This is a genomic window from bacterium (genome assembly GCA_035528375.1).
Classification (GTDB): Bacteria; RBG-13-66-14; RBG-13-66-14; order RBG-13-66-14; family RBG-13-66-14; genus RBG-13-66-14.
In genome coordinates, this window is the sequence record DATKYS010000035.1 from 1 (window position 1) to 7,670 (window position 7,670).

A 7,670-nucleotide genomic window follows, 5' to 3' on the forward strand; every position below is an offset into this window, starting at 1 on the left:
AGACCCGCCCCTACGTTATCGTAATCTGCGAAGCACGGACCGGGGTGAGGGTCGCCGTATGTCCCCTCTCCCTGTGGGAGAGGGTTAGGGTGAGGGCTGCCTTAGAAAAAGCGGCGGGGATAAAATCCCCGCCCCTACGCTGTTTATCACGGCAATCTGCCGCGTTAAATTGAGACCCGCCAGCCCATTTTCCGCGTCCCGCCACCGCCGATTCCCACCCCGCGCGCCTTTTCTCCCCTCTCCGCCCGGCACGCTCCTTGCTCTTCTACTAGGACGGCGGGCGGTTCGGTGTGCCTAGCCTCAGCGGTCGGGAGGGTATCAATAGACCCCGTTGTTCGATGTTACCGGGATGGAGCCGTAATGCATAAAATCGTCATATTTCTGGCGGCTCTCGGCGCGGCCTGCCTCGCCGCCGAGTACCAGTTCTCGACGGGCGACTGGGACCAGTCCCCCACCTCGGGGGGCAGCGCCGGCGGATGGGGCGAGTGGCTCGTCACCACCTTCGAGAACGACACCGGCGGGGACATCGCCCTCACCGAGCTGGGCATGCCCTGCTGCGGTCCGGCTTCGGAAGATTACGGCTGGCTGGTCTGGTACGATTTGGGCGGTCTGTGGTACCCCCCGGGCAACCCCACCAGCGCCGACCGGCACGGCCCCTTCACCCCGGAAAGCCCCTCCGATTATCACGTTTACACCTACGTGGACCTCTCCGGCGAGGACGTGGTAATCGAGGAGGGCACCTTTTTCGCCGTCGGCTACGACGTGACCGACAGGGGCGGGCAGATCGCCTATAACGGCTACACCACCTGGGCCTGGTACTCGGGCCAATGGGACCCCGATTACGGCTGGGGCGCCACCTCCCTCATCCAGTGCCGCGCCGAGACCACCGACTACGACTTCGAGCCGCCCTGGGTGGACGGGCTGGACCCCGCCGACGGCGAGAGCGAAGTGCCGTTCGACACCGATATCGTCTTCCACTGCATGGACGACATTTCCGGCATCGACACCGACACCATTGACTTCACGGCTCAGGACTCCACCCTGTCCGGCGGCCGTGCCTTGAGCGCCGGCGCCGCTCTCAGCGTTACCGCCTCCCCGGCACGGACCCTGCCCGGCGACTTGGACATTGACGACACCGACCTCCACGACGTCGTCTGCACCTGGGACAGCGATGATGACTTTGTCGAGGGCGTGATCGTCACCTGCACCGTGGACGGCGGCCTGGCCGACCTGAACGGCAACGAGATGGGCGACGACTTCGTCTGGACCTTCGATTCCGTGGGTGCCGTCGAAAACGTCACCTGGGGCCTGATCAAGGGCGAGTTCTAGTACGCGATTCCGCGACGTGAAAAAGGGGAACCCCGGGGGGTTCCCCTTTGATGTGCCCCCTCCCCCCTCTGGGGGGAAGCGCGCTTACGGGTCAGGGAGGGGGTGGGACGGTCCCCTCTCCCCGTGGGAGAGGGCTAGGGTGAGGGCTTCCTTATAAAAAACGGGCGGGGTACAGAGCCCAATATGTAATAGAATCGCTCATCACCCTCGTAGGGGCCGACATGCGGTCGGCCCGCGGGCGACCACAGAGGACTCGTCCTACGGGTCGCCCCTACATCATCGCAACGAGCGAGGTGCGGGTCTCAACGCGGTTCGAGGAAATAGAGCGCCGTATTGCCGTAGCGACGCCGGTCGGTGAGCGCGTAGCCCTCGAAGCGGGGGTCGGGCGCGGTGTCGGCCGCCTCCAGCACCAGGAGGCCGCCGACCACGGGACGCAGAAGACCGGCGACCTCCTCCGGGTTCCCGCCGTAGGGTGGGTCGGCGAAGACCACGCCGTAGGGCGCGTCGGCTTCCCGCCAGCCGGCGACGAAACGCTCGACCCGCTGCGTGAAGATACGCGCCTTCTCGGCGAGCCGTGTCCGCTCGATGTTTTTCTTCAGGTAGCGCAGCACGCCCCGGTCGGCCTCGATGAAGTCGCAGCCGGCCGCCCCGCGGCTCAGCGCCTCCAGCCCCACCGCGCCCACGCCGGCGTAGGCGTCCAGCGCCCAGACGCCGAAAATTCGGGGCCCCAGGATGGAGAAGAGCGCCTCGCGGACGCGGTCCGAGGTGGGCCGCACCCGGTTCCCCGGCGGGGCATAGAGGACCGTCCCCCGGGCGCTGCCGGCGATGATTCTCACCGACCCTCCGCATCTTTCCGGTAGAGCGTGACGAGATTGTGGGCCCGGCGCGCGGGCTCGGGCAGCCGATACCGTCCCAGCTCCGAGAGCGCTATCCGCACCGCGTCCACCAGGGTCAGCCCCGCCCCCACCGAGACGTAGAGCGGCCGCACGTCCGTCCGGCTCCGCAGGACGGTCCCGATGGTCTCCCCGGTTTTCGCGTCCACCAGAGGGGTGGTCGCTCCCTTCTCCCGCCCGACGGGCCCGTGCTTCCCGGTAAGGCGGCTCTTGGCCACCCCCACCGTGGGGACGTCGAAGAGGAGCCCCAGGTGACTGGCTAGGCCCAGGCGCCGGGGGTGGGCCCGACCCTGACCGTCACACAGCAGCACGTCGGGGACGTTTTCGAGCTTCCGCCAGGCGTCCACGCAGGCCGGCCCCTCGCGGTAGGAAAGGAGCCCCGGGACGTAGGGGAAGTCGGCCGCCGCCTCCCCGAACGCCCGCTCGACCTCCTCCCCTCCCCCCGGCCGCGCCACCGTCAGGACCGCGAACACGCGCCCCAGGCGCCGCGAGTAGGAAACGTCCAGCCCGCCCACCAGCGCCACCGGTCCCAGCGGTCTTTCCGGCGGCAGCAGCTTCACCAGCCTTCTCTGCTGTTCCAGCGCCTCGGCCGGGGTCTTCGGCCACCGTATTTCGGGGTGTAGCAGCTCCGCCAATCGTTCACCTCACGCGGCCCTTACCCAACGGGGCGGTGACGTGGTACACTTGCAAAGGTGAAATGCCCCGCGGGGTGAGGTTGTCGAGTTGCGCTTCCCGAGCATCCATCTGTCGCGCCGGGCGACGGTTTTTCTGGCGGCCCTGCTCCTGTCGTCGGTTCCGGCGTTCGCCCTGACCGTCATCTACGCCCCGACGCTGCCCGAGGGGTCTCCCGTCACCCCGGCCGCGGCGGCCGCCGATTTTGCCGGGGGGCTGGGGATTAAGGATGATTGGTATTATAACACCCCGAGCCTCTTCGGGGACGTGCGGACCGCCCTCCGGTCGCCGACGACCCTTTCCGAGCTGATCGTTTACGCCGCCCAGTCCGAGGCGGACGACGCGGTCTGCCTGCGCCTGGCGGAGACTCCGGAGGGCTGGTTCGGCTACGCCCTGCGCTGGAATCGCGGAGTCGTCTCGGGGGCCTGCCGTGGGGCGCGAAATCCGGAAAGTTTCGACTGGTGGCTCCTGGGTGAGGACCTGGGGCGGGGAAGGTCCCCCGTGCCCGGGAACGGCGAGCCGGACAGCCTGCCCGGGGTGCGCTGGTTCGGGCACGCGCTGGACGAGGGCCTGGCCCTGGTGGCCTCGATGAGATGGCTGGAGCATCACCCCGAGGAGGTCACCGCCGCCCTCCAGCTCGCCGACCGCGCCGGTCAGGTCATTCGCCAAGTCGCCGTGGTGGGCGACGTCCCGGCGGTGGAGAGGCTCCTCGACGGTCTTACCGTCCTGGTCGGTGCGGCCGGGGAGGCGGCGGACCACGTCTCGTCCGAGAGCGAGGGGCAGAACGTCATCATCGCCCTGTACTTCGCGGGCCACGCCGCCGAGAACGCCTGGCGCGTAACGCGCTACGCCGGGCCCTACCAGGGGATAGGCGACCCGCCCGAGGAGGCGGAGGCCGCGGTTGGGCGCGTCGCCCTCGAATCGGAGCACTACTGGGAAGAGGCCGTGGAGGATTACCGGCGGGCGGTGGACTCGGCCGGCATCGCGGAGTTGGGCGGGAGCTGGGTGTTGATGTCCCGCGTCGCCCTCATGCTCCTCTACCACGAGACCGGCCGCGAGGAGGAATAGCCACCTTTTAAATGATTCGTATTTCGTTTACCGCAACCCTAACCAAGCGAGGGAATCCATGAGCGAACCGACCTACCGCGCCCACCGCACCGAGCTGCGCTGGCTCTATTTCGTGCTGATCGTGGCGCTCGTTTTCTTCGTCCTGCCCTTCTCGAGCTGGGGGGCGGCCCTGAACATCGTGGCCCAGGTCTTCTTCATGCTCTGCATCATCGCGGGCACCTTCCGGGCCATGCAGCTCAAGAACGAGGTGGACGCCGAGCCGAAGGATGAGGTCGCAACGCCGCAGGGTAAATTCAGCTTAATCAACCTGCTGGTGACCGGTCTCTTCGCTCTGGGCCTTCTGTTCTACTTCCTCGACAAGGTGATTGACTCGGGCGGGGCGAACATGTTCATGTAAATCCCGCGGAAGCCCAAAAAAAGGAGGGCCGGAGCCCTCCTTTTTTCACGCCTCTTCGGGCCAGCTCACGTTCAGCTCCCTCACCGCCCGGGCCTCGTCCACGCGCCGGACCGGCGCCGAGTAAGGCGCTCCGTGCAGGAGGTCCGGGTCCTCGGCCGCCTCTCGGTCAATCGCCAGGAGTGCCGCGGCGAAGGCGTCCAGTGTTTGCTGAGTCTCCGTCTCCGTGGGCTCGATCATCAGCGCCTCGGGGACGATCTGGGGGAAGTAGTTGGTCGGCGGGTGGAAGCCGTAGTCTATTATCCGCTTGGAGATGTCCAGGGTGGCCACGCCATATGCGTCTTTCTGCTTCTTCCCCGACAGGACGAACTCGTGCATGCAGAGCCGGTCGAAGGGCAGGAGGAAGGTTCCCTTCAGCAGGCTCGACAGGTAGTTGGCGTTCAGGACGGAGTGGGCGGACACGCCGCGCAGGCCCTCGAGTCCCAGGTGGCGGATGTAGACGTAGGCCCGCAGGGACACCAGGAAGTGGCCGTAGAAGGCCAGTAGCTTGCCGATGCTCTTCGGGCGGTCGTAGTCCAACCGGTAGCCTTCGCCCGTCTTCTCCACGGTGGGCACGGGGAGGAACTCCGCCAGGTGTTTCTTCACCCCCACGGGTCCGGCCCCCGGTCCGCCGCCGCCGTGGGGGGTGCCGAAGGTCTTGTGCAGGTTCAGGTGAACGGCGTCGAAGCCCATGTCGCCGGGCCGGATGCGTCCCAGGATGGCGTTGAGGTTGGCCCCGTCGTAGTAGAGCTGTCCCCCGGCCCGGTGGACCAGCTCGGCGACCTCCAGGATGTTCTCCTCGAAGAGCCCCAGGGTGTTCGGGTTGGTGAGCATCAGGGCCGCCACGTCGTCGGAGAGCTTCTCCTTCAGCGACTCCACCGAGACGTTCCCCCGCTCGTCCGAGGCCACCACCACTATGTCGTAGGAGCACATGGTGCCCGAGGCGGGGTTGGTGCCGTGGGCCGAGTCCGGGACGAGGATGACCTTGCGCGGGTTGCCCCGGGACTTATGGTAGGCCCGAATCATCTTGATGGCGGTGAACTCGCCGTGGGCGCCGGCGGCGGGCTGGAGGGTGAACCGGTCCATCCCGGTTATCCGCGAGAGGTAGCCCTCGAGCTCACTCATCAGCTCGAGCGCCGGCTGGAGCATCCCCTCGGGCGCCAGGGGGTGGAGGGCGTTGACCCCGGGCAGCGCCGCGGCGGCGTCGGCCATCTTCGGGTTGTATTTCATCGTACACGAGCCCAGGGGGTAGAAGCCCACGTCTATGCAGTGGTTGAGCTGGGACAGGCGCACGTAGTGGCGGACCAGGGTGGGCTCGTCCACCTCGGGGAGCGCCGGTGGTTTCGCGCGCCGGAGCTCGGGCGGTAGCAGCTCGTCCAGCGGCCGGGTGGGCACGTCGGGAGCGGGCGGCCGATAGCACCGCCTCCCTTTCCGGGAGTGGGCGTAGATTGCCGGTTCGATGGGGCGGTCAATAATTTTCTCGGCCATCACAGCACCTCCCCGAGCGCGGCGACCAGGCCGTCAATCTCCGCCTTCGTCCGGCGGTCCGTGACGGCGACCAGGAGCCCGTCGGCGTACTCTTTGTAGAAGCGTCCCAGCGGCAGGCCGGGCACGAAGCCCTTCCCCGGCAGCTCGGCGAACGCCCGTTCGGCCCTTCCCGGCGGCAGCTTGAGGGCGAACTCGTTGAAGAAGCGGCCCCGGGGAAAAAGCGGCTCCACCCCGGGGAGCTTCGTCAGCTCCCGCTCGGCGTAGTGGGCCTTCTGGAGGTTCAATTCGGCCAGCTCGGTGATGCCCGCGGGACCGAGGGCGTTCAAGGAAATGGTGGCCGCCAACGCCACCAGGGCGTTGTTGGTGCAGATGTTGCTCGTGGCCTTCTCCCGGCGGATGTGCTGCTCGCGGGTCTGCAAAGTCAGGGCGTAGCAGACCTTTCCGCCAATATCCACGGTCCGGCCGGCGATGCGGCCGGGCATCTTGCGGGCCAGCCTCTCCGCGGCGGCGATGAATCCGACGTAGGGGCCGCCGCACGAGAGTGTCGTCGCCACGGGTTGGGCGTCACCCACGGCCACGTCGGCGCCGCACTCCGCCGGTGTTTTCAAGAGCGCCAGCGGCAGGGGGCTCGAGACCGCCACCGCCAGCGCCTTGGATTTCCCGTGCACCAGGGAGAAGGCCGCCGTCCAGTCCTCGACGAGGCCGAAGAAGTTGGGGCTGCCGATGATGACGGCCGCCACGTCCTCGTCCAGCCTGGCCTCCAGGTCGGCCAGGTCCGTCAGCCCCTCACCGTTAAAGCCGATTTCCTCGCACCGGGCGCAGGTGCCGTCGGAGCAGGAGAGGTCCTCGAGGTACGTGGCGACGACCCGGCGGTAGAAGGGGTGCAGCGTGCGCGAGACCAGGACGCGCCCGGCCTTCTTCGCGTTCCGTACCGCCAGCGCCGCCGCTTCACCCGCCGCCGAGGCACCGTCGTAAACGCTGGCGTTGGCGATCGGCAGCCCGGTGAGCCGAGAAATCGCCGACTGGAACTCGTAGATGGCGGTCAGCGTGCCCTGGCTGATTTCGGGCTGGTAGGGGGTGTAGGCGGTCTGGAACTCGGTGCGGCCGGTGAGGTACGGCACGATGGCGGGGATGTGGGAGTCGTAGGCGCCGGCGCCCAGGAACGAGACGTGGTCCGGGGCCCTCACCGCGTCGAGCCGCGCGAGAAGCTCCGGCTCGCTCAGGGGGGGCGGAAGCTCGATGGGCGGGCCCACCAGCTCGGCCGGCAGGTCGGCGAAGAGGTCCTCAATCCCCTTCACCCCGATCCGGTCGAGCATGGCCCGCCGCTCCTCGGGCGTGTGGGAAAGGTAGTCCATGGCTCCTTCTGGCTGCAATAATTGGATGGGTCGCGTGGGGGGAGATTATACCAGCGGGAGGGGTGAAAACTCCACCGTCGTTTCGGGTGACTGACGGGCGTTTTCTGAACCGCAGGCGATGTAAAAAGGGCCCGTTTTCGGACCCCTTTTATTCGTGTGGCAGCGGCAGTGGGAATCGCGGTATACCAACACTGGTGGATACCCTCACCGTGCACAGGAGAGCCCCCACGTCCAGAGGCAAGCTAGCGAGTGATGACCAGCTGTTGAGTGGTTGAGGCTACGTCTGTCGTCAACCGTGCGATGTAGACGCCAGGAGGCAGGCTACTAGAGGTGTCGTAAGAGATTTCGTGGCAGCCGGGGGCGGTGGGGACGCTCACGGAGGACTCCACGAGCCAGCCGGAGAGGACGTAGAGCGAAAGCTCTACGTTTTTT

8 protein-coding genes are annotated in these 7,670 nt (G+C 67.3%); 3 read left to right on the forward strand and 5 right to left on the reverse strand.

Translation table 11 applies throughout. The annotated features are described in order from the left end of the window. The first annotated feature begins 360 nt into the window (after nt 1-360). On the forward strand, nt 361-1,329 hold the full coding sequence (locus VM054_02495; protein HUT97932.1) for a hypothetical protein: 969 nt from the start codon (nt 361-363) through the stop codon (nt 1,327-1,329). 302 nt (nt 1,330-1,631) lie between these two features. On the opposite strand, the gene rsmD is transcribed toward VM054_02495, so the two are convergent. Together rsmD and VM054_02505 are read right to left on the reverse strand one after the other, a co-directional pair. Continuing rightward, complete coding sequence (rsmD, locus tag VM054_02500) at nt 1,632-2,165, reverse strand: 16S rRNA (guanine(966)-N(2))-methyltransferase RsmD (GenBank protein HUT97933.1); 534 nt, start codon at nt 2,163-2,165, stop codon at nt 1,632-1,634. After that, on the reverse strand, nt 2,162-2,857 hold the full coding sequence (locus VM054_02505; protein HUT97934.1) for an endonuclease V: 696 nt from the start codon (nt 2,855-2,857) through the stop codon (nt 2,162-2,164). Before VM054_02505 ends, rsmD begins: the two co-directional genes overlap by 4 nt. An 88-nt stretch (nt 2,858-2,945) precedes the next feature. Between VM054_02505 and VM054_02510 the strand changes: the two genes are divergently transcribed. Next, a complete protein-coding gene (locus VM054_02510; protein ID HUT97935.1) occupies nt 2,946-3,962 on the forward strand; it encodes a hypothetical protein in 1,017 nt (338 codons plus the stop codon). Nucleotides 3,963-4,020: 58 nt separating this feature from the next. Continuing rightward, nucleotides 4,021-4,359, forward strand: a complete 339-nt coding sequence (locus tag VM054_02515; GenBank protein HUT97936.1) for a hypothetical protein — start codon at nt 4,021-4,023, stop codon at nt 4,357-4,359. Nucleotides 4,360-4,404: 45 nt separating this feature from the next. Here VM054_02515 and gcvPB read toward each other — a convergent pair whose 3' ends face one another. The 3 genes from gcvPB to VM054_02530 all read right to left on the reverse strand — a co-directional run. Next, entirely contained in the window at nt 4,405-5,883 is a 1,479-nt protein-coding gene (gene gcvPB / locus VM054_02520) for an aminomethyl-transferring glycine dehydrogenase subunit GcvPB (protein ID HUT97937.1), read from the reverse strand. Next, nucleotides 5,883-7,238, reverse strand: a complete 1,356-nt coding sequence (gcvPA, locus tag VM054_02525; GenBank protein HUT97938.1) for an aminomethyl-transferring glycine dehydrogenase subunit GcvPA — start codon at nt 7,236-7,238, stop codon at nt 5,883-5,885. The genes gcvPB and gcvPA overlap by 1 nt, the downstream gene beginning before the upstream one ends. A 242-nt stretch (nt 7,239-7,480) precedes the next feature. Then, the coding region (locus tag VM054_02530) for a hypothetical protein (protein HUT97939.1) at nt 7,481-7,670 on the reverse strand (190 nt) is incomplete at its 5' end.

Bases quoted from the DNA above. Each gene is read 5' to 3' on its own strand.
- gcvPB (HUT97937.1), bottom strand. From the start codon at position 5,883: ATGGCCGAGAAAATTATTGACCGCCCCATCGAACCGGCAATCTACGCC.
- gcvPA (HUT97938.1), bottom strand. From the start codon at position 7,238: ATGGACTACCTTTCCCACACGCCCGAGGAGCGGCGGGCCATGCTCGAC.
- VM054_02515 (HUT97936.1), top strand. From the start codon at position 4,021: ATGAGCGAACCGACCTACCGCGCCCACCGCACCGAGCTGCGCTGGCTC.
- VM054_02495 (HUT97932.1), top strand. From the start codon at position 361: ATGCATAAAATCGTCATATTTCTGGCGGCTCTCGGCGCGGCCTGCCTC.